The 18,076-nt window shown below is 60.9% G+C and carries 20 protein-coding genes; 8 read left to right on the forward strand and 12 right to left on the reverse strand.

The window, feature by feature from the left end:
- Positions 1-18: 18 nt before the first annotated feature.
- On the reverse strand, positions 19-2,949 hold the full coding sequence (locus E4Q23_RS00220) for a DEAD/DEAH box helicase (RefSeq protein ID WP_169064776.1): 2,931 nt from the start codon (positions 2,947-2,949) through the stop codon (positions 19-21).
- Between the two features lie 255 nt (positions 2,950-3,204).
- Here E4Q23_RS00220 and E4Q23_RS00225 point away from each other — a divergent pair, with 255 nt between their 5' ends.
- Positions 3,205-4,416 (forward strand): YafY family protein, encoded by a 1,212-nt coding sequence (locus tag E4Q23_RS00225; protein ID WP_336511570.1) that lies wholly within the window; start codon positions 3,205-3,207, stop codon positions 4,414-4,416.
- Positions 4,417-5,045: 629 nt separating this feature from the next.
- On the opposite strand, the gene E4Q23_RS00230 is transcribed toward E4Q23_RS00225, so the two are convergent.
- From E4Q23_RS00230 to E4Q23_RS00245, 4 genes are all read right to left on the reverse strand, one after another.
- On the reverse strand, positions 5,046-5,933 hold the full coding sequence (locus tag E4Q23_RS00230) for a hypothetical protein (protein ID WP_169064777.1): 888 nt from the start codon (positions 5,931-5,933) through the stop codon (positions 5,046-5,048).
- A 24-nt stretch (positions 5,934-5,957) separates the two neighbouring features.
- Positions 5,958-6,746, reverse strand: coding sequence for a hypothetical protein (locus E4Q23_RS00235; protein ID WP_169064778.1), 789 nt, complete (start codon positions 6,744-6,746; stop codon positions 5,958-5,960).
- Positions 6,715-9,048, reverse strand: coding sequence for an SNF2-related protein (locus E4Q23_RS00240; RefSeq protein ID WP_169064779.1), 2,334 nt, complete (start codon positions 9,046-9,048; stop codon positions 6,715-6,717). The genes E4Q23_RS00235 and E4Q23_RS00240 overlap by 32 nt, the downstream gene beginning before the upstream one ends.
- A 601-nt stretch (positions 9,049-9,649) precedes the next feature.
- Positions 9,650-9,865 (reverse strand): hypothetical protein, encoded by a 216-nt coding sequence (locus E4Q23_RS00245; protein ID WP_169064780.1) that lies wholly within the window; start codon positions 9,863-9,865, stop codon positions 9,650-9,652.
- A gap of 200 nt (positions 9,866-10,065) precedes the next feature.
- Between E4Q23_RS00245 and E4Q23_RS00250 the strand changes: the two genes are divergently transcribed.
- On the forward strand, positions 10,066-10,527 hold the full coding sequence (locus E4Q23_RS00250; protein ID WP_248595146.1) for a hypothetical protein: 462 nt from the start codon (positions 10,066-10,068) through the stop codon (positions 10,525-10,527).
- 323 nt (positions 10,528-10,850) lie between these two features.
- On the opposite strand, the gene E4Q23_RS00255 is transcribed toward E4Q23_RS00250, so the two are convergent.
- Positions 10,851-11,180 carry a hypothetical protein gene (locus tag E4Q23_RS00255; RefSeq protein WP_169064782.1) on the reverse strand — a complete coding sequence of 110 codons (330 nt, stop codon included), beginning with the start codon at positions 11,178-11,180 and terminating at the stop codon, positions 10,851-10,853.
- Between the two features lie 32 nt (positions 11,181-11,212).
- Here E4Q23_RS00255 and E4Q23_RS24450 point away from each other — a divergent pair, with 32 nt between their 5' ends.
- The 3 genes from E4Q23_RS24450 to E4Q23_RS00270 all read left to right on the forward strand — a co-directional run bounded on the left by E4Q23_RS24450 (position 11,213) and on the right by E4Q23_RS00270 (position 12,711).
- Positions 11,213-11,674, forward strand: coding sequence for a hypothetical protein (locus E4Q23_RS24450; RefSeq protein ID WP_169064783.1), 462 nt, complete (start codon positions 11,213-11,215; stop codon positions 11,672-11,674).
- Between the two features lie 94 nt (positions 11,675-11,768).
- Positions 11,769-12,155, forward strand: a complete 387-nt coding sequence (locus E4Q23_RS00265) for a hypothetical protein (RefSeq protein ID WP_169064784.1) — start codon at positions 11,769-11,771, stop codon at positions 12,153-12,155.
- Positions 12,156-12,282: 127 nt separating this feature from the next.
- Positions 12,283-12,711: a hypothetical protein gene (locus E4Q23_RS00270; RefSeq protein ID WP_169064785.1), complete on the forward strand. Its 429-nt coding sequence runs from the start codon at positions 12,283-12,285 to the stop codon at positions 12,709-12,711.
- Between the two features lie 411 nt (positions 12,712-13,122).
- Here the strand turns inward: E4Q23_RS00270 and E4Q23_RS00280 are convergent, their stop codons facing one another.
- The 6 genes from E4Q23_RS00280 to E4Q23_RS00305 form a co-directional block, all read right to left on the reverse strand.
- The gene (locus E4Q23_RS00280) at positions 13,123-13,512 is read right to left on the reverse strand and encodes a type II toxin-antitoxin system death-on-curing family toxin (RefSeq protein ID WP_169064787.1); all 390 of its coding nucleotides are present in this window, start codon (positions 13,510-13,512) and stop codon (positions 13,123-13,125) included.
- Positions 13,509-13,733, reverse strand: a complete 225-nt coding sequence (locus E4Q23_RS00285) for an AbrB/MazE/SpoVT family DNA-binding domain-containing protein (RefSeq protein ID WP_043570477.1) — start codon at positions 13,731-13,733, stop codon at positions 13,509-13,511. The genes E4Q23_RS00280 and E4Q23_RS00285 overlap by 4 nt, the downstream gene beginning before the upstream one ends.
- 81 nt (positions 13,734-13,814) lie before the next feature.
- A complete protein-coding gene (locus tag E4Q23_RS00290; RefSeq protein WP_169064788.1) occupies positions 13,815-14,765 on the reverse strand; it encodes a hypothetical protein in 951 nt (316 codons plus the stop codon).
- Entirely contained in the window at positions 14,756-15,085 is a 330-nt protein-coding gene (traF, locus tag E4Q23_RS00295; protein WP_211203559.1) for a conjugal transfer protein TraF, read from the reverse strand. Before traF ends, E4Q23_RS00290 begins: the two co-directional genes overlap by 10 nt.
- A gap of 81 nt (positions 15,086-15,166) precedes the next feature.
- Positions 15,167-15,430 (reverse strand): hypothetical protein, encoded by a 264-nt coding sequence (locus tag E4Q23_RS00300; protein WP_169064790.1) that lies wholly within the window; start codon positions 15,428-15,430, stop codon positions 15,167-15,169.
- A gap of 140 nt (positions 15,431-15,570) precedes the next feature.
- On the reverse strand, positions 15,571-16,977 hold the full coding sequence (locus E4Q23_RS00305; RefSeq protein ID WP_248595150.1) for a DUF5934 domain-containing protein: 1,407 nt from the start codon (positions 16,975-16,977) through the stop codon (positions 15,571-15,573).
- Positions 16,978-17,298: 321 nt separating this feature from the next.
- Here E4Q23_RS00305 and E4Q23_RS00310 point away from each other — a divergent pair, with 321 nt between their 5' ends.
- Genes E4Q23_RS00310 through E4Q23_RS00315 form a run of 3 tightly spaced genes read left to right on the forward strand, consistent with a single transcriptional unit; the run spans position 17,299 to position 17,931 of the window.
- The gene (locus E4Q23_RS00310; protein ID WP_169064792.1) at positions 17,299-17,535 is read left to right on the forward strand and encodes a CopG family transcriptional regulator; all 237 of its coding nucleotides are present in this window, start codon (positions 17,299-17,301) and stop codon (positions 17,533-17,535) included.
- On the forward strand, positions 17,532-17,750 hold the full coding sequence (locus E4Q23_RS25050) for a hypothetical protein (RefSeq protein WP_423753286.1): 219 nt from the start codon (positions 17,532-17,534) through the stop codon (positions 17,748-17,750). Before E4Q23_RS00310 ends, E4Q23_RS25050 begins: the two co-directional genes overlap by 4 nt.
- The gene (locus E4Q23_RS00315) at positions 17,656-17,931 is read left to right on the forward strand and encodes a PIN domain-containing protein (RefSeq protein WP_423753284.1); all 276 of its coding nucleotides are present in this window, start codon (positions 17,656-17,658) and stop codon (positions 17,929-17,931) included. Before E4Q23_RS25050 ends, E4Q23_RS00315 begins: the two co-directional genes overlap by 95 nt.
- The last annotated feature ends 145 nt before the right edge of the window (positions 17,932-18,076 follow it).

Below are 18,076 nucleotides of genomic sequence, written 5' to 3' on the forward strand. Positions count from 1 at the left end.
CTCGTTCGTGGCTCGGTTTCAGCGCACAGCGGCGGCCAGAACCTGGATGAAGGGCTGCGGCTCGGTGGTCATGGTGTCCTGGACCCACTGCCGGTACTCGTCGAACACCTTGCGGATGTGCTGCGTGCGCCGCTCGCGTTTTGTCTTCTTGAACTGTTCGGCCTGCTGATTGGTGGCCAGTCGCAACTCCAGCTGCTCGAACTGGCGCGCTTGCAGGCGCTCCAGATCGGCCAGGGTTCCCGACAGGCGCGCGGTCATGTCTGCGGCGAAGCTGAGCTGCCTGGCAAGCATGTGCTGCTTCATGGCCGCGACGGCGCCGGGCAGGCGGGTCTGCAGCGTAGTCGTGTCGATCCCCTGATTGCGGTTGGCCAAGGTACCGGCCTTGAGCCGGGTGCGAGCGACAAAATCGGGGAAAGCCTGCAAGGTCCAGGCGCCAGCGTTGAATACCGCGACCTGCCACTCGATCAATAGCGGCTGGCCTTTGCGGTTGGGGATCAGGCCCATGAGCATGAAGGCCTGTTCGCCATCGATCAGTTGCGGACACTCGATGACCGGTGCGCGGTGACGGCCGAAGGCCGTGAGCACACGATCCGACAGCCAGTCCATGATCGGATGCTGCGGCCAGAGGTAATGCAACGCTGGCCAGCTTTCCTCTTCCGCCCTGGCCTGGCGGGCCTGCTCGATGGCCTGGGCCATGCGCGTCTTTTGGGCGCACAGGGCATAGCGATGATGCTCGTCGCGCACTTCCAGCGGCAGGCTGACGCGCAGGCGTTCCTGCAAGTCACGCGGCGCGTTCAGCGTGATGGTCTGGCTGGCATCGTCGTGGCTGAACGAGGCAATCGGCGTCGGCATGCTGAGTTGCTGCAGGGCGGTTCTGGCAAAGGCGTAGTCGCCGCTGAGTTCGCCATTGCCGAACAGGGAAATGCCCTCGCGGATCGAAGCGGTGCTGGGTGGTGGCGGGGTAGTCCCCTCGCCTGCCTGGCCGGCTTCGGCGAACAGTTTGAGCAGCCAGTCACCATCGCCGCCCGCATCCGCGCCGGCTTGTTCGCTTGACGCCTGAGCGGCATCGATCGCCGCTTCAAATTGCTGCGGGCTGGTGCCATCGGCCATGATCTCGGCCACCCTGGCGGCTTCCTTCTCCGGATCAAACACGTGCAGGAATGAGGCCGGGTCGCCGAGATTCCTGTTGGCCTGCTCATCCTTGGTTTGCAGGATTTCCAGAATCCGCAGGTCGCCCTTGATGCGCTCGACGGCCGTTTCGGTGAACAGGTAGACGATGCGCGGTTGCCGGGTCTGGCCGTAGCGGTCGACGCGGCCATTGCGCTGCTGAAACACCATTAGCGACCAGGGCAGATCGAAATGCACCAGGCGATGACAGAAGTAGTGCAGGTTGAGACCTTCCGAGGCGACATCCGAGCACAGCAAGACCCGCACGGGGTCGTCCCGGCGACCGAAGCGATCAACCATCTCCTGCTGCTCGGTATCGGTCATGGTGCCGTGCAGGATCTCGAAGTGGGCAGGCTTCAGGCCAGCCGCTCCGGGCAGGTTTTCCTGCAACCAGCGCAGGGTTTCGATACGCTCGGAGAAGATGACCAGGCGGTCTGATGGGTCGGCCGGTTGCCAGTGGAAGCTGGGATCCTTGAGACGCTTCACCAGCCGCTGGAACTTGCTGAAACTGGCGGCATCAATCTGGCGCAATTCGGCAGCGAATTCCTGGAGCGCTGCGACCTCGGCCTGTTCGTCGCTGCTGATTTCTGGCTTGCACTGCAGCAGGGCGATTCGCCGCCCGGTGGAGTCGAGCGCGGCGAACGGGCTGGAGAACATGGCTTTCTGCATGCCCACCCGCTGCAACTCCTGCTGCTTGCCGGCGCGATGCTCGCCCTTCTGGGTGAACGGGATTGCCAGCAAGGCCCGATAGGCCGCTTCTTCCTGCGGGCTGGCGGCCTGTTGCAACTGCTCGGTGATGCGTTCCTGGAAATCGGCGCCGACCTGCTCGCGAATGTCTTTCTTGAAGCGTCGGACAACCAGCCCTTTGTCGCGAAAATCCTCCGGCGTGTAGTCGTCCGGGTCGCTGATGGCGGTGGGGTCGAGCAGGCTCATCAGCGACGCGAAGCTGCGCGCGGAACCATCGTGGGGCGTAGCCGACAACAGCATCATGGTGTCCGAACGACCGGAAAGCAGGCGGGCCAGTCGTGCGCGACGCGACATGCCGTCCTCGTTGCCCCGTGCCGCCACGTTGTGGCACTCATCGATGATGATGATGTCCCACCAGGCGTTTTCCAGATAGTTCCGGTACTCAAGATTGTTCTTGAGCGTATCGATCGAGATGATGCTGCGGTCGTAGTAGTTGAACGGGTTGTGATTGCTGGGGATGCTGTTGCGCACCCGCTGCAGGCCGACCGAATCCAGCCGCACCAACGGGATGGAAAAACGGCTCCAGAGTTCCTTCTGGAACTGGGTCAGCATACTTTTTAGCGTAATCACCAGGATGCGCTGGCCGCGCCCGCGCTGGATCAATTCGGTGGTCAGAATGCCCGCCTCGAGCGTCTTACCCAGACCGACGGCATCGGCAATCAGAATGCGCTGGCGCGGCTGCTTGAGGGCCTGCAGCGCCGGATCGAGCTGATAGGGCACGAGATTCATCACCGCGCGATGGCCCAGATGGATCTGCGCATCGTTGGGCGTGCTGCGGCGCAGCTGCGCTTCGAGATACAGGAAAGTGCTGTTGAAATGCGAACTGCTGTCGGCCACCAACTCGGTCCTGGCCGGGTCGAGGACGACGATCTCGTCCTCGAGTTGCGTCAGGAACTGTGCCGTGCGGCCTCGCACCAGTTCGGAAACGCCATCGCAGGTCAGCAGGTTTCCGCCATCACTTGAGGGATCGACGCGGCGGACCAGCCACTCTTCATCGCGAACAACAACACGGGCGCCAGGAGCGTAAGGAAGCATTTGTGATTCTCTCTTGTTGTTCTTGCACTTCCTGGCATCTCATCAGGCATGCTTTCGCCGTCCTGACTCCCCCCCCGCAGTCTCGCCAAAGGCTCCCTGGACGTGTCTTGCATCATGGCAGCGGTAACGAAGATGCTGCATGAATACCGTTGGTATGTTACCGCAAGTGATAACGGTTTTGGTGTGTCATGGTACCCGCCGACGGGCTCGCTTAATGAGCCTGAAATACAGATAACTTCTCCCGGAAGGATGGCCATGAGCGGCATGGAGCGTCTCTACCAGATCGACCAGATCCTCGGCGCGCACCAATCGGTCACCCGCAAGGAACTGCCGGAACGTCTCGGCGTCTCCTGGGCGACGCTCAAGCGCGACCTCGCCTACATGCGCGATCGCCTGAACGCCCCGCTCGTCTTCGACCGCAGCCTGGGCGGCTACCGCTTCGAAACGACGGGCCAGCGGATCGGTCCGCAATACGAGCTGCCTGGCCTGTGGTTCACCGCCGAGGAAATCCATGCCCTGCTGACCATGCAGCATCTGCTCTCGAATCTTGACACCTGCGGCCTGCTCGGGCCGCAGATCCAGCCGCTGCTCGCCCGTCTCAGCGGCCTGCTCGGTGCGGCCAACAACCCGGCCGAGGAAGTTCAACGCCGCATCCGCATCCAGACCGTCGGTGCCCGCGAGTTCCACCTCGACCATTTCCAGGCCGTCGGCTCTGCGCTCCTGCGGCGGAAGCGGTTGGTCATCCGTTACCACGCACGCGGCACCGACGAGGTCACCGAACGGGAGATCTCGCCGCAGCGCCTTAACCACTACCGCGACAACTGGTATCTCGACGCCTGGTGTCATCTGCGCGACGGCTTGCGCGCCTTCGCCGTCGATGCCATCGAGCACGCCGAAATCCTCGACAAGCGCGCCATGAACGTCGCCGACAAGCGCCTCGACGAAGTGCTCGGCTCCGGCTATGGCGTGTTCTCGGGCGACCAGGTCGCGTGGACAGTTCTTCGCTTCACGCCCGAAAGAGCGCGCTGGGTGGCTGCCGAGCGCTGGCATCGCAAGCAGGAGGGCCGCTTCCTCGAGGACGGCCGCTACGAGCTGCGCCTGCCCTACGCCGACGACCGCGAACTGATCATGGACATCATGAAGTACGGCAGTGACTGCGAGGTCATCGAACCGGAAACGCTCAAGGCACGCGTGTCTGCGGAATTCGAGTTGGCGCTGGCGCGATATCGTTTGCGACGCGCTCACGCCGGAGGAGGAAGATCAAACTCCCACTGGAGAATGAGCGGACAACGCGAAATTCCTAGCGCGCATAAAGTTCCTCGTGACCCGGCCGCTCAAGCACAGGTTGGCGCGGAGCCAAGTCGTCCTCGACCTCCCTTGCTGGCCGGATATGCCCCAGGGCAAACGCGTCCAGAGCCAGACCACAAGCGACCGAGATACGCTGGTACTCCTCTAGCCCTCCAGTGAATTCGGCAAGACGAGGATGGAATGGCAAGGGCATCAGATTTACCACCTTGGCGTGACACTCGCCGCCCTCTTTTACGGATTTGCGGTATCCGTCAATCGTAGCCCCTCCACCGGTGAAGAAAGTTGGCAATCCGTCTGTCCAAGCACTTGACAAACGATAGCGCCTGACTTTCGTCTTGTGTAAAACCCCCTTTACAACGTCGCGCACCGCCTCCCAGAAGATCCCATCCCGCAGGCAAACGTAGTCCTCGGGAAGAGCATTGGTTCTGGCAAATTCCGCGGCACACAGCACTGGCGCCAAGCCATCCCACGGATGAATTTCTCCAAGCTTCGACGCATCAACGAGACGGTTTGCATCCAGCAGCTGAGTACCCAATGCACGCACTTCGGGTACGAGAAAAGGAAACACGTCTTCGCCATCCCTTTCATGAACAATGAAGGTCACCACATCCAGCGTACCACCGCCAACGTCGACCAATGCATGCAAGCCCGGCCGTCGCTGTGCGGACTGAACGTAACCGGCAATTTGTGCCACGAACTCGGGACGAACACACAAGTCGATCAATTCGTCAGGCAGCTGATCGATGCTTGCCTGGTCGGTGACTTGGCGCGCAATTTCGGTATCGATATCAGCCTCCGTCTGGCTCAGAATCCAGGCAGATGCTCCAAGCCTCCGGTAGGCGCGTTCCAGCCGAGCATTTTCCAGACCATTGCTTGGCGCACCGATATTCAGTATCCAGCGGACCTTGCTTCGGCCGATCTTGTTTCCATGCCTGTGAAAAATCCAGGCAACGAATGTAACGCAAAACCAAGGCCACAAAGATGCTCGCTGCCACGATGGACGCTGACGAAACAGCTGGGTCTATGAAGGGGTGCTTCAACCGCTGACGCACCTTTTCATGTGATACCGAGGGTGCTTGCCCGAGCTGACAACTGCCGTCGTCAAGCACGCTGTACTCACTAGGCAAGAGATAACGCTCTGGCATATCCGAAACCCCCTCCCAGGTCACTGGAATAATCTGATCGCGCAAGCCGATCGCCGCCTTGGTATAGGAAGTACCAAAATCAAGGCCTATGACGACGTCGACCGCGGTATTGTCGTTTCCCGGCACCAGTTGGGTACGTGCACCTTCGGCCACCCATCGCTCCGGCATCTTGAAATACGCTTGCCTTGCGAGCGTGCTGGCAAGCGCAACATGAACGGTAGTTGGAATACCCTTAGGCTTGGGCAAGGCCTCCAGCATAGGACCCGGCGTTGAAGAAACCGACGCAGGCACCAGTGCGGGTCGCATGGACGGGGCAAATGGTTTACTTGGCGCCGTATGCGGGACCGCCAAGATCTTTGATATCGCCGGGGAGCCCGCCTTGGCTAACAGCCTTGCGTTTTGGACCAGTGTCTTGGCTTCGTGTGGGGGCTGCGTCGACCACCTCGATGCAGGCTCACGACTTTCCTGCGCCTCCTTTTTCCCAGAAAGGCTGGTCTTGATTTGACGAAGCGCGCTCTTCCAATCTGCCATTGAAAGCCTCCTTACTTGCCCTGTTCATGCCAGCCGGATCAGCCCGACACATACCGGCGAATCATCCGGCTGAATCAGTTCCCGACGTTGAATCTGCTCACGCTTCCGACCCATCAACGCACGCAGCTTGTCGATACGCCCCTGCGTGGCCTTGACCAAACCGTGCCGCCCGACCCGGGCATGTTCTTCCAGCACCTTCCCGAGCGTATCCAGCCGTCTCTGCAGATGCTGGTCGATACCGTGCAACTGGAACATCAGTCGATCAGAATTTTCATCCTGTTTGCGTTTCTTTGCGCGCTGGTAAGCCTCATCGAGATGCCTTTCGAGTTCATCCAGACACGAGCTCGCCACCTCGGCTGCCACGAGCTGAGACGCTTCGATCCAGTCACCCCCATGGACTCGCGCGACATTAATAAGCGACTCCGCCACTTCATCTGGCAGAAGAATCTTGTCCGAAACCCGCGCCACCGCCGACTGTAGCCATTCCTCTTCACGCACGCCGCTAAACGTCCATCGACGGAGCGCAAACATGTAATTTCCGGACGGCAGACTGCTCATTTCGCTGGCTGGAACACTTACCGCAACGAGCGGATAGAAAGCCTCATCGATCTCTCTGAGTTTGTGACTTATAAAGCGAATCAAGGGATGGAATTGATGAATGCATTCTCGAGACCGATTGCTCGCATTGGTCAAGTTGTTCAAGAATCGGCAATGCCGCGAGAGACCGTTGCCCAGAGTGCTTTGCCCGACAATGCCCTTGCGTTGGCAGAAACTATCCAGGTCAGCGGCAACGGTTGCCGGCAACTGAATCACGAATTCGTCGGCGGTTTCCGTCTGTTGGAAGCGATGTCCCACAGCATGGTGATTCAAAAAAGTCGCGGACATAGATGATCAGATCACGTTCGGTTACTCGTCGCGAAAGTTCCTGTGCGGCGGCAATACGTTCCAGCACCAGTCCGCCGTGCGCCATCATTTGCGAAGCACTTCTTTCCAGTTCCTCCTGCCGCTGTCGAACATTCTCCAGAGCCTGCGCAGTTCGCTGTATTTCCTCCTCCTCCTGCTCTGGCGTCAGCCGATTCGTCAACAAATGTGACTCCAGCTTCTGTATCGTCTCGCCGATAATGGGTTCCGGCTCGCCCAGGGCTTGCTCGAAGACCCGCAATCGAACCAGCAAGCGACCGAAAATGCGCTCATCGATAGTTTCTGCGTAGAACAGGTTCCAGATGTGAATGACCTTGGCTTTTTGGCCGAGACGATCAATCCGGCCAATTCGCTGCTCCACTCGCATCGGGTTCCACGGTAGGTCGTAGTTCACCAGTAGGCGGCAAAACTGCAAATCCACCCCCTCCGATGCTACCTCGGTGGCAATGAGAACTCTCAGATCTGAACGGTCGCGGAACTCGTTTATCAGATCCTGCTTGGACTCGGTCATGTTTCCCCAGAGCAACAGGCTCGGCATTCCCAGCGAAACCAAACGATCCTTCAGGTACTGCGCGGTTACCCGGAATGAAGTGAAAACAATCACCTTTTCCTCAGGATGTTCGGCAAAGTAGCTTTCGAACTCCGTCACGAGCCTCTGCAACTTGGAGTCGGAACGCTCAAACACCGCCGGATCGAAATTGCGCGGCCTATGAGTCAGCAGGAACTCCTTCAGTGAAACGCTGATATCGTCAAACTCAGCCTCGTCTCCGCTCTCTTCGTACTCCTCAAGAATCTGCTCGGACAAATCCTCGACGAGGGCTTCATTTCCCCCCAGCCAAGCGCGAGCAAAGGCCGCCGGACAGCTGCACACCTGACGCTGCGGCGTCGCCAGCAGAAAGCCGTCGGAAATTCCCCGTCGCCAGGCGTATTCACGCGTAGCTTCGGTCACATATTCATAGAAAGCCCGCTCGGCCTCCGTCATGAGTACCCTTTCGGGATGCACTTCACGCCGAGGACGCTCGATCTGCACGTCACGTTTGCGCGTTCTTGTGACCACATGCCCGAGGAGATTGATCCGTTCTAACCCGGCGGCAAGTTCGGAACGGTAATCGGCACGTTCTAGCAGATCATCACTCGGCGGATCGGCAATCAGCGAAGCCAGCTGGCGGGAGTTGCGTAACAGATCGCTCTCCGATGCCTGCCGCACATGGCTCATTATCTCTTCAGCGCTCGACGTTGGATTCAGCGCTGCATCACGCGCCGCTACGAGCGGTTGGTTGGCCAGCAAGAGTTCCTGAAAGCTCGATGGATACTGAAAATGATCGGGATCGCATAGTTGGAGCAGATGGAATAGATCGTCGTTGCGCAAGTTGATTGGGGTCGCCGACAGCAGCACACGCTGATGGGAAACCCTCTGCAGCATCTCCCCGAGACGATGCACGGCACTGTCCGGGTTGCGCATGTAGTGCGCTTCGTCAAATACGACGAGATCGACCAGTGGCTGATCCTCCGCATGCTCGTCCAGCAGCTGCGCAAGCACCTGCCTTCCTGCAGCCTTTCTGCTCGGCAGCTCGCTCCCGGGACGCCAATTACGTGGCGGGCGCAACGCCTGATAGCTTGCAACCCACGCTTTTGCGGCCCCAGCACCGGACGAGTGAGCCATTTCGTCCGCAAGTGTTCTGGCGTCGACGATCATCGCATCGATCCCGAAACGAAGCTTCAATTCGTCGCGCCATTTCTCGCGCAAGACTGCAGGACAGACGATCAGCAAGCGGCGCATGTCTTCACGCGCCCGCAGCTCGGTCCAGATAATGCCAGCCTCGATTGTCTTTCCTAACCCAACCTCATCCGCAATCAGCAATCCATCAGCTGGCGACTCAAGCATCGTCAGCAATGGTTTGTACTGGTGCGCATAAAAATCCGTGTTTGTGACGCCCATCGAATACACCAGATTGGCCAAACGGCCGGACAGGTGAACATGGGTCAGGCTGCGGCGCAAATCCTCCGAGCGCCCGTAACGCCCTTGCTCGATCAGCTCGAATCGGTCCTTCGAGATGATCGCGTTCAATTCTTCAATCTGATCTTCAGCCACATAGTCGTTCGAGGCATCCTGCCAGCGCACACCGTAGTAACTCAACGTTCCCCGGTTGCGAACCTGGCCCGTCGTCACACCGGTTTTGCCGGGGTTGTCCAATCGTCGAACCTCTGTTCCCCGCTCCCATGTCATGCGACCAATCTCCTGAGCATGTTGTGTCTAGCAATTAACGTGATTAGCATACTCCAGATGCGGCTCACCAGATGAGCCAGAACGAAGGAATTTGCGTGGGATCAGGTGACGAACGATGAGTCTGACTAGCTGTACCGCCGTCTAGACGGGACGGCATCTCTGGTTAGGCGTTGTGGGCGACAAATGTCTGTTTTACCTACGCCCTCCGCGCGCCAAATCCCACAAGACACCGGACTTGACTTCTTCCAACCTACGTCAGCAGAGTGCGGCGCACCGCAACGACGGGCGGGATGCACGACCACATACATCATGCGACGTGCTGCTCCCTTCCCGAACAAGCTCTGAGGATTTTGTTCGGTCCGAGGCCCGCTAGCTCATCCTGTGAGCCTGCCAGGTGTGAAAATCGATTCACGGCACAAGACAACGTGCCCTGGCCGAGAGGTCGTCGCCGAGTTAAGACAACTTGCAGGGCGACCGACAAGAACTGCTAAAGCGTCGCCGCCTCTCGATTCCCCAAGGCCCGGTGTACGCCGGAACGCACGGGGAACAGGAGAACCGTCATGGCCGATCACACCAGTATCGAAAACCCGCTCGTCGCCGAGCCCGTTGCAAAACTCGAATTGCCATTTGCCAACTGGAGTTCGTCCAGGTCAACGCGAGCGGCGGGCGATACTATCCGGCTGGCCTGCCTCCGGTCCATGTCACCCACCCGCAGCGCATCGCCAGTCCGCTGCTCACCCTTGGTCCGAATGAAGAGCGCGGGCGCTTCGAGCCGTTGGCGCATGCGGTCAGTTCGATGGCGCGCCCGGTCAAGGCCCGGGATCAAGGGGTCGCGGTAAAGTCAGGGCAGTGGGCTTTGGTGGTCCTTGCCTGCCGGACGGGAAGGAAAACTTTGCACAAGGACGAACATGGGACGCACCCAACGCATTACCCGCATCAATGCTCTGCTCACGTCGCCCGCAGGGCGCCTCACTCGCCCAGATCATGGGCGAACTGGAAATCTCGCGGGCGACGATCAATCGCGATCTTCAGCTGATGCGTGACGAGATGAACGCACCCATCGTCTGGGATCGCGACGGAGGCGTCTATCGGCTCGAGCCCAAGGGCAATGCCGGCCCGACTTACATGCTCCCGGGTTTGTGGCTCACCCCGGCGCAGGCCTATGCCGCCCTGACGCTGAACAACATGGTGGAGAAGATCGCCCCCAATGTGCTTGGGCCGTTTCTGGAACCGATGCGCGGCTTGCTGAAAAACACGCTCTGCGAAGCGAACTTTCCGCTCTACGGACTCGACCGCAAGATCGAGATCGACATGCCGAACATGGCGGCCATTGGTGACCTCGATTTCTCAAACCTGGTTGACGCGCTGATCCATGAGCAGCCGGCGCGCTTCGTCATCAGGAGACCCGGGCGGGCCTGGAGCGCATCCTCTCCGGTACGCCCCTGAAGCTGCGCATCACGGCATCTGGATGGAGCCTAGAAATCCGGCACCGGTCGGCGACCGAGGCAGTCACGGTCAACGTTGCGGAGATCCAGAAAGTCATGGCGGCAAGCGAGAGCGACGAATGAGCCGCGCTCCGACCGGATCACCGCGCCGTCGCGTCGTGACTCTCTCATCTGGTGAGACAGCGATGCCTCATGCTGGCTTTGACCCCTCTACCGGAGAATTCATGATGAACGACAGCAAACCGCCAGCCGGCGACTCGACCTACCACTCGACCCACCACTCGACCTGAAAGACGTGGCCGGCGCGACGCCGACTCCGGTCTTCTACACCCCGGCGATGGTCGCCGACAGCGAAAGCTTCTCGCCCAGCGCGGGCAAGCCGGCGCTGGTCATCGAGTCGTGGCAGCGACTCGGATTGCCGCTGCAGATGCACACGCCGCTACCGCTCAGCGCCGAACAGTTCAGCGTCGCCCATGACCCTGCGTTCGTCGCCGACATTCTCGGCGGCCGGCGGACCAATGGCTTTGGCAACAGGTCGCCAGCGGTGGCCGCTGCGCTGCCCTGCCCTGGACCAATGGCGCCATGCTCGCGGCGGCGCGTGAGGCGCTGCAGAACCGCCGCGGTGCGATCGCGCCCTGCTCCGGCTTCCACCATGCAGGCCATGCCTTCGCTCGCGGCTATTGAAGGTGTGCATCCTCGACTTCGACCAGCACTGGGGCGACGGCACGCAGAACATCATCGACCATCTGCAGGGTGAGAGCCAGATCGTCCATTACAGCCCGACCGGGGAGTTCGGTCGGCCGGGGCGAGCAGAGGGCTTTCTTGCCCGAATCCCCGCTCTCCTTGAATTGTTCCAGGGCTGCGACCTGATCCTCTATCAAGCCGGGGCCGACCCGCACATCGACGACCCGCTGGGCGGCTGGCTGACCACCGACCAGCTTTATCGGCGCGACCGGACCGTAGTCGAAGAGCTGCACCGGCTCGGCATCCCAGTCGCCTGGAATCTGGCCGGGGGCTACCAGCGCGATGCCGCAGGCAGCATCCGCCCGGTGCTCAACATTCACGACAACACGCTCGTGGCCTTCGTCGAAGCTTGGGGCCAGACAGCCAGTGCCGGAGCGCATTACCAGGAAAAGGAGGCGGCCTGATGTCCCCGCCCTTCGGTGCAGAATTCCCTCAGCAGAGCGTCTGATCCCGGTCGAGCGTATCAGTGAGCTTCTACTTGAACCCGGTGGCGTCACCATGAGCACCCTGCTGGCGGCCCTCGGAGAACGCCGCGACATCATAAGCAACGACTTGGAGACGATGCGTGACAGCTTGGGCTTCCCCATCTACTGGGATCCGAGCACCGGAAGCTATCGCCTCGGCAAGAATCCCGACGCCGGCCAGCCGACCCCGGGCGGCGGCGATCTTGCCCTGCTCTACCGGGCAATCGCATTCGAGGAGTATCTCTACGTGACTTTCAGGACAGCGTCGGGCGCCCAGCAGCGCCTCCACGCCTTGCCGGGGAAGATCAAGAAGGTACGCGGTCGCAGACAGCTGAGCTTGCGGGAACGAAGCGGCGCGACCTGCGTGGTCGACCTCGATTCGATCAGCGAAGTGGCCGAGGCTTTCGGCGTCAACAAATAGGGAAGAGCTGCCAGATTTTGAGACGAAACACGGTTTGATCCGCCGCCTGCCGAGGAAAACGATTGGGAGGATTTGATCCGGATTGCGCGCCCACCGTGTCGGCAAAGTCGCTAAACAGGAGATTGAAATGAGAAGACGTGAATTCACAAGACTTGCGGCAGCACTTGCCAGCCTGTTCGCCGCACCTTTCGGTGCGACCGCTGTCAGCCAGCGAGCTCTGGCAACTGACGATCACCCACTGGCAAAGGTCACGCGCCTGCGCGTCGGCACCTGGCAAACTGCAGACCTGCGACGAGCCAATCGAATCGCCCGCGCGGCGGGCGTGGCGCTACCCTGGCCCGAGCCGCCGGACGACGACAGCAACTACTGGGCTGAAATCATCGAGGATGGCGACCGGCATTTCTATCGGGTTGGCGACACCACGGTCGAAATCAGCAAACTCGAGTACGAGCGCGTGCTCAGCAACCCGAATCTGTACTACTTCTCGCGCGCCTTAAAGGTGCACTACAGGCTCACACGGGCCAGGGACGGCATTGTCGAATCGCTCCCGACCTAGGTGAGCCGAGGACTCATGTGACACCCGCCGTCAATGCTGGCGGCGGCGCCTGGGCGGCTGGCAGGGTCAAGCAACCTCATGTCCTTGCCAGCACAGTTTTTCGCACGAGTTCAACAGCAGCCCGCGTGACGCGGACAGCGTGCTGCGCTTACCCGCAAAGCGCCGTGCCCTCCTCGACTTCAATTCAAGGCCAGACCACGACCAAGCGCATTGCCAATCTGGAAATGCTGCGAAAGGAACTGCGCGGAACGTCCCGCGGCGATCTGCTGATCATTGCCGAGTTGAAGCACCTCCAGTGTGACTGCATCGGCGCCGCCGAGGGATCTGGGGAAAGACGCCGCCTTCACTCGGATCGCGACCTGTCCTTGTGCTGCTACGATCCAGCACCACTCGCTGCCCGGCGGAACGAGCTCAGCGGTTACGCGATGCGCTGTGCTCGCGCAACCAGCGCGCGAACGTCGCTTCGTCGATCTGGCCGGCCGCGACGGCGAGCACGGTCAGCGTGGCATCGGCCTGACTCGCCACCAGGCGCCAGCCGTTGAGCGCCAGAAACACGCCAACCGCCAGAAAAGCAACGCGCTTGTTGCCGTCTATGAAGGGGTGGTTGCGCGCCAGACCGACGCAGTAGGCAGCAGCCAGGTCGGCCACATCCGGTTGGCCATAGGCAGCAAGGTTCAGCGGCCGCGCGAGTGCGGAGTCGAGCAGACCTTCGTCACGCAGCCCGCTCGCGCCGCCATGCTCGGCCAGGCTCTCGTCGTGCAACAATTCGAGCGCGCGGCGATCGAGCCAGCGCCAGCTCACTTGGCGAGCTGGTGGAAGGTGTCGCGGTACTCGTGCATGAACTCGCGCCCGATCTCGAGTTGCTGGTCAAGATCAGGGTCGTAAGGCGTCAGCATCACGCCATTCGCCGCGTCGGTGACGAACACCGTATCACCCTTCTGCAGCTTCAGCCGCGCCAGCACTTCCCTGGGCAGGATGAGGCCAAGCGAGTTGCCGATCTGGGTAAGCTTGAGCGTGGTCATGGAAGGCTCCGCAATGGTCAATGTTATAACGCCAGTTATACTAACACCGCGCATACGGGCGCCGGTAAAGCGGATTCTTGATCAACGCCTCTTCTTCCCGGCCAGAGTGTCCTGCACATACTGAGCGGGATCTTCCCCGGTCAGCCCCTCGACCACCCGCCCCGCCGCTTTCCCGACCTCACCGACAACCGCTGCAGCCTTGCCGACCGGTGACACCGGTTCCAGCTTGCTGAAATCTGTGGGTGCCGCGTTCTCCTGCTGCGTCTGCGCCGCTCCCTCCTTGCGGTCCCGTATCGCATGCGCGTTCGTCGAGAATTCCCGCATCGCCGTATGCGCGGTCTGATCACTCGGGCGCCCCTGGGCCGAGACCCCGGCACCTGCCGCCCTGCCCGTCACCTGACCAAGGTGGCCGGCGCCCGCCTGCCCGACCGCACCGGCACCGGGAATACTGCTGCGATCCGCCTCGTGCCGCGCACCGACCGCATCTGCCCCCAGCACCTGACCGGCCATCTCGCCAAGCATCCGGTCGTAGTTCTGCGCGGTGTATTCGGCGATGTACGGGCGCAGCTTGTACGGGTCGCCCATGATCCCCTGGAAGGTCTCGTAGTTGAAATCGAGCTTGGGCAGCAGAAAATCCTTGATGAAGTGATCCTGGAGCTGCAGGTTCGAGCCCAGCTGGCCGCTGTGCGACAGCTCCCACATCTGCCGATGCCCTTCCGTTTCCTGCAAGGAGGCGCTGAAGGCTTCGCGCGACTGCCGCGCGTGATCCAGCGACGCGCGCATCCCCTCGCTGCCGGCTGCCCTGCCCTCGTCGGTGCTGCGATAGTTGCGCTCCCAGCCGTTGTCGAGCACGGTGCCCACCTTTTTGCCAAAACTCGATTCGCTGGCGAACTGGGCCATCTCCTCCAGCGATCGCGAAGCGTCGGCAGAGTTGCGCAGCTTGGCGGAGAACTCCACCCCACCGCGAAGCCCGGCGATCTCGAGGAGCTGCGGCGTATTCATGCCCATCGAGGCGCCGATCATCATTTCCATCGCCACCTTTTCGCTGACGCCGAGTTTTTTGGCCCACTGATCGACCTGGCGCAGGCTGTCGTTCGCCTCGTGGTGGCGACTCGACCCCATGCCGTGGCGGTAGCCTGTGCCGTCGCTGCTGCCCTGGTCAAGTTCTCCGGGGTCGGCTTGATGATGGCCAGCGCCCTCTTCCGCTCGGCGCCTTCCCGCAGCGCTTTCAGTGCCGCGACGGCTTCGACTTCCTCGCTGAGCACCTTCGCTTCGGGGGCGCTGTTGGCTGGCTCTGGATCGGGTGGAATGTCGCAATACCAGTTGAACCGATCCTCGTCACAGATCCACATCGACGGGTACTCCAGTCCGCTGTTCGCTGAGGCGCTGCCGAAGCAGAGGCAGCACACGGCCATCACGAGGGATCGCATCGATCACTGCGCCGACGGGCTTGCAGGCGCCGTGCCAACAAATTCCGCCACCCGTGCGGAAAGATCTGGAATCGCCGCAGCGGACGAGGCCTTGAGCAAGGCCGCTGAATTGATCAGCGCGCATTGGCACTCCTGCGCGACCTGGTCGAGGGCTGCGTCGAGCCGCAGCCCGAAGGCTTTGGCGTCCTCGAAGAGCCTGGCCTGTTCCGTGGCGTCCATGCCCGGCTTGACCCGCTCGACCAGCGATTGCTGCTGCTGAGCGACCAAGCGCCGATATTGACGCGCGCGAAGCGCGGAATCTCCAGCGGCCGGAAGTGCAGCCAGGACGCCACGATGCCGGCGCCGAGCAGCAGCGTCAGGGCGCCGGTAAGCAACGCTGTTCTGAATGGGTTCATGACGCGGCCGCCCTATCGTGACGCACGTTCAATGACCAGACGCTCGACCGCTTCCGAAACCGACAACCCTTGCTCGCGCAAGCGCTTGATCGCCTGGAAATCCTCGGCGCGGGTGGAATAGACGAGCATCGAGAAGGGATCGAGCAGGAGTCGCCCGAGACCAGAGCCGAGCGGCGAGTGGATGTAGATTTCAGAAAAGTGGCCGTGCTCGGTACTCACCGAAGCGAGCTGGCGTTTGAGCCATTCGTCGAGCACGAGCTTTCCTTCCGCGCCCAGGCGCTCGATGTTCTCCGGTTTCTGGCGCAGCAGGAACAGCCAGTCGGCGTTGTTGATCGCCGCCCGGGTCGCCTCGTTCTTGTAATAGTCGTCCACGGACTGGGTGATAGTGCCGAAGGCGCCGCCGTACTTGCGGGCGCGACGATAGCCGGCTTCGATGAAACTGCCGCTGGCGCCGCTGCCCATCAGATCCCAGCTTTCGTCGATGATCACCAGTTTTCGGCGGGAACGGTCGCGATACATTTCCTGGGTGATGCGGTACATGATCAGTTGCATCACCACCGACTGCAGGTCCTTCTTGGCTTTCAGCTCTTCGAGTTCGAGGACCACGAGATCCCGGTCGAAGGCGATGTTGGCGGCGCCCTCGAAGTAGCTCGCATAGACCCCGTGCCGGGTATAGGGCTCCAGCGCCGTCGCTAGGCGACTCAGGTCGCGCTCGTACTCGCCGTCGCTCGACAGCCGGCCGGTCTGCAGGAGGGTGTAGATGTCGGTAATCGTCGCGGTTCGGCCCTTGGCGTCCCAGACGCGCTTGATCGCCGAGCCGAGCGCGGTGTAGCTGTAGTTGTCCAGCGGTTCGCGGGGGCTCGCCATCTGGGCGAGGAGCGGCAGGACCATTTCCATGTCGGCGTTGATATCGATGATCATCGAGAACGGGTTGAGGCACAGGGTGTTGCGCCGCTCGTCCGAGAACTCGTTGAACTCGCCGTCAAGCAAGTCACAGAGGTTCTTGTACGATCGCCCAACGTCGATGATCCAGACCTTGGCGCCGACACCAAGGTAGCGATAGGTCATCTCGTTCACAAAGACCGACTTGCCGGAGCCTGACAGTGCCGCGACCGCAAAATTGAAGTTGCCACCGGTGTTGTCGAAGAGATCGAAACCGCGGGCGCGCCAGACCGCACGCACGGCGTGCTCGCAGCGTCCGGCGTCCGCGACCTTGGCCAAGAGGCAGATCTGGTGATACATCCCGACCACCGTGCGGCCGCTGTCGAAGGTTTTGAGCACCATGTTCCAGTCGCGCTTGCGTTCCTGCAGGTCGGGCTGGAAGTGCGCCATGTACGAGCCCGCGCTCTGCGTCGCGCGGGTCGCCTTGATCTGCGCCTTGCTCCGGGCCGCCTCGTAGTCGAGCGCGACTGCCCCCAGAAGATCCGTTCAGATTCTTATCCCCAGCGGCAGCAACGCAGCGCATAGCAGCCGATGGGTCGGACTGAGCATCAGGCAAATCACGGCCTACAAGAGACAGAGGGGTCGCGCCTCCATTGCGGACACTGGACCAGCGTTATTTCCCGTAAGCGGCCATTGAACCAAGTTCACCTTGAATCCCCTGCCTGAATTTCGGCTGTCAACCGGCCTGTCAAGATTGCTACTCCATACTCGTGGTTACGCAATCACACTCGGACACCTTCCAATTCGAACCCCCTTCGTATAACATATAAAGCAGTTATGCGTATGGAGGCCGTAATCATGAACTTCAACATCTACCTTGACGACGAAACTGGTCAGCAACTCAACGAAGTTGCCAAAAAGGTTGGCGAAAGCCGGAATGCGCTGGTTCGCCAGGCAGTGAGCGAGTGGCTGAAGAGGCGCGGGAAACCCCAATGGCCGGCCGAACTACTTGCCTTCAAGGGTATGGCCGACATGCCGCTATTTGAAGCAGACAGGGACCGCCTCAAGCCGCCGGCAGCTGACCCACTGGCATGAAGTATCTGCTCGACACCTGCACGGTCTCTGATTTCGTCAAAGGCCAACCCAGCGTCTTGGCGCGCGTCAAAGCCACACCGCCGAATCTGATTGGCGTATCTGCGCTTACGCGCATGGAGGTTGATTACGGCCTGGCGCTCAACACCGAGCGCGCAAAGAAGCTGGCACCAATACTGGACGCGTTTTTTTTCCACCATCGCCACGCTGCCGTTTGATGAAGCTGATGCACAGGCAGCCGCAGCAATTTGTGCGGCGCTCAAGACCCAGGGTCAGCCAATCGGCGCTTACGATGTCCTGATAGCTGGCACAGGGATGGCGCGTGGGTTGGTGGTGGTTACATCGAATGTTGGCGAGTTCAAACGAGTCAGCGGATTGCAGGTTGAGGATTGGAGATGAAGTCCGAAACGGCCGACGACCAGTCCGACGTGACATTGCTGCGATCGGCGCCTTGAAAATCGGCAAGCGGCAAAAGCACTTGCAGACGTCATCTGGCGGGTTTTTGTCCCGAGGGGACATAGCCCGCCGTAGCGAGGACCCCACG

This window comes from Candidatus Accumulibacter phosphatis (assembly GCF_012939955.1).
In the GTDB taxonomy this organism is placed as follows: domain Bacteria; phylum Pseudomonadota; class Gammaproteobacteria; order Burkholderiales; family Rhodocyclaceae; genus Accumulibacter; species Accumulibacter delftensis.

Bases quoted from the DNA above. Each gene is read 5' to 3' on its own strand.
- E4Q23_RS00220 (WP_169064776.1), bottom strand. From the start codon at position 2,949: ATGCTTCCTTACGCTCCTGGCGCCCGTGTTGTTGTTCGCGATGAAGAG.
- E4Q23_RS00225 (WP_336511570.1), top strand. From the start codon at position 3,205: ATGAGCGGCATGGAGCGTCTCTACCAGATCGACCAGATCCTCGGCGCG.
- E4Q23_RS00230 (WP_169064777.1), bottom strand. From the start codon at position 5,933: ATGGCAGATTGGAAGAGCGCGCTTCGTCAAATCAAGACCAGCCTTTCT.
- E4Q23_RS00245 (WP_169064780.1), bottom strand. From the start codon at position 9,865: ATGCGCCAACGGCTCGAAGCGCCCGCGCTCTTCATTCGGACCAAGGGT.
- E4Q23_RS00250 (WP_248595146.1), top strand. From the start codon at position 10,066: ATGGGCGAACTGGAAATCTCGCGGGCGACGATCAATCGCGATCTTCAG.
- E4Q23_RS00255 (WP_169064782.1), bottom strand. From the start codon at position 11,180: ATGGTGGAAGCCGGAGCAGGGCGCGATCGCACCGCGGCGGTTCTGCAG.
- E4Q23_RS00265 (WP_169064784.1), top strand. From the start codon at position 11,769: ATGAGCACCCTGCTGGCGGCCCTCGGAGAACGCCGCGACATCATAAGC.
- E4Q23_RS00270 (WP_169064785.1), top strand. From the start codon at position 12,283: ATGAGAAGACGTGAATTCACAAGACTTGCGGCAGCACTTGCCAGCCTG.
- E4Q23_RS00285 (WP_043570477.1), bottom strand. From the start codon at position 13,733: ATGACCACGCTCAAGCTTACCCAGATCGGCAACTCGCTTGGCCTCATC.
- E4Q23_RS00290 (WP_169064788.1), bottom strand. From the start codon at position 14,765: ATGGAAATGATGATCGGCGCCTCGATGGGCATGAATACGCCGCAGCTC.
- traF (WP_211203559.1), bottom strand. From the start codon at position 15,085: ATGTGGATCTGTGACGAGGATCGGTTCAACTGGTATTGCGACATTCCA.
- E4Q23_RS00310 (WP_169064792.1), top strand. From the start codon at position 17,299: ATGAACTTCAACATCTACCTTGACGACGAAACTGGTCAGCAACTCAAC.
- E4Q23_RS25050 (WP_423753286.1), top strand. From the start codon at position 17,532: ATGAAGTATCTGCTCGACACCTGCACGGTCTCTGATTTCGTCAAAGGC.